The organism is Pantoea sp. CTOTU49201 (assembly GCF_032054795.1).
GTDB lineage: Bacteria > Pseudomonadota > Gammaproteobacteria > Enterobacterales > Enterobacteriaceae > Pantoea > Pantoea symbiotica.
Window position 1 is genome coordinate 1 of record NZ_DAMBSA010000261.1, and the last position, 1,455, is coordinate 1,455.

The following is a 1,455-nucleotide window of genomic DNA, read 5'->3' on the forward strand; positions in this document are numbered from 1 at the left end:
CAACCGCACCGCGACATACCGCTTCGGTGATGCGCAGCTTGCGTGAGTCTTGCAGTGAATCAATGCGGGATTTCATCACGCGATCGGTACGTTCACAGATGGTCGCCATGATGGTGACCGACTCCAGTGGATAGCGACCCTTGGCACTCTCACCAGACAGCATTACCGCATCGGTACCATCGAGGATGGCGTTAGCCACATCGCCGGCTTCTGCGCGGGTAGGGCGCGGGTTTTTGATCATTGAATCCAGCATCTGCGTCGCGGTGATCACCACTTTGCGTGCTTTATTACATTTCTTGATCATCATCTTCTGCGCGAAGATCACTTCTTCTACTGGGATCTCAACGCCGAGGTCGCCACGCGCAACCATGATGCCGTCTGACGCTTCGAGGATCTCGTCGAAGTTGTTCAGGCCTTCCTGGTTCTCGATTTTCGAGATGATCTGAATGTGCTCACCGCCATGCGCTTTCAGGTGCTCACGGATTTCCAGCACGTCAGAGCGCTTACGGATAAACGAAGCGGCGACGAAATCAACGTTCTGCTCGCAACCAAAGATCAGGTCGCGCTTGTCTTTTTCCGCCAGTGCAGGCAGCTGAATGGAGACACCTGGCAGGTTAACGCCTTTGTTCTCACCCAGATCGCCGTTGTTGAGGACATTACAGATCACTGAGTTCTCAGTCACTTCAGTCACCTGCATACCGATCAAGCCATCGTCGACCAGTACAGTGTTACCAATTTTCAGGTCTTCAGTGAAACCAGCGTAAGTCACGGCAACACGTTCGCTGTTACCAATCACCGACTGATCGGTGGTGAAAGTGAAGGTCTGGCCGGCTTTCAACGACACATCGTTGCCGCCTTCCAGTTTCATGGTACGAATTTCCGGACCTTTGGTGTCCAGCAGAATAGCGGCCTGACGACCGGTTTTTTCCATAACGGCACGCATGTTGGTGATGCGTTGGCCGTGTTCAGCGTAATCCCCGTGCGAGAAGTTCAGGCGCATCACGTTCATGCCCGCTTCCAGCAGTTGGGTCAGCATCTCTTCAGATTCGGTTTTTGGACCGATAGTACAAACGATTTTGGTCTTTTTCATGTCAGGTTTTCTATAAGTTGTGATGGATGATAAAGGTCGGGATTCGATGCGCATGGCACCGAAGTGAGAATATTTATGGTGTTGGAACGGATTTCACAGAAATAAGAATAGGAGACGAAAGCAAAGCGTGCAGAGAAGTTATGCAGTACGCGAGGGAACTGAGTGATCAGTGTTGCGCAAATCATTGGAGTTGTTTGCATAGGCACGTTAGCGCTGAAACCTTTCAGGTGGAACAACGCGGCATAGTATAGTCGCTAAGTATGCGAAAACCAATATAAAAGCGGCGTGATAAAGACGATGCAGATCAAGAAAAAGGTGTTGCGCAAGGAGATAAAACCAGAGTGGTGCGCTCTAATGGACTCGAA

1 protein-coding gene and 1 tRNA gene (1 of these 2 only partly in view) are annotated in these 1,455 nt (G+C 50.9%); both read right to left on the reverse strand.

Features of this window, described 5'->3' with window-relative positions; translation table 11 throughout:
• A partial coding sequence (gene pykF / locus RTY00_RS16895; RefSeq protein WP_312665209.1) for a pyruvate kinase PykF occupies positions 1-1,090 on the reverse strand: 1,090 nt, incomplete at its 3' end.
• Between the two features lie 342 nt (positions 1,091-1,432).
• Positions 1,433-1,455: transfer RNA gene (locus RTY00_RS16900), tRNA-Val, on the reverse strand; it runs 154 nt beyond the window's last position.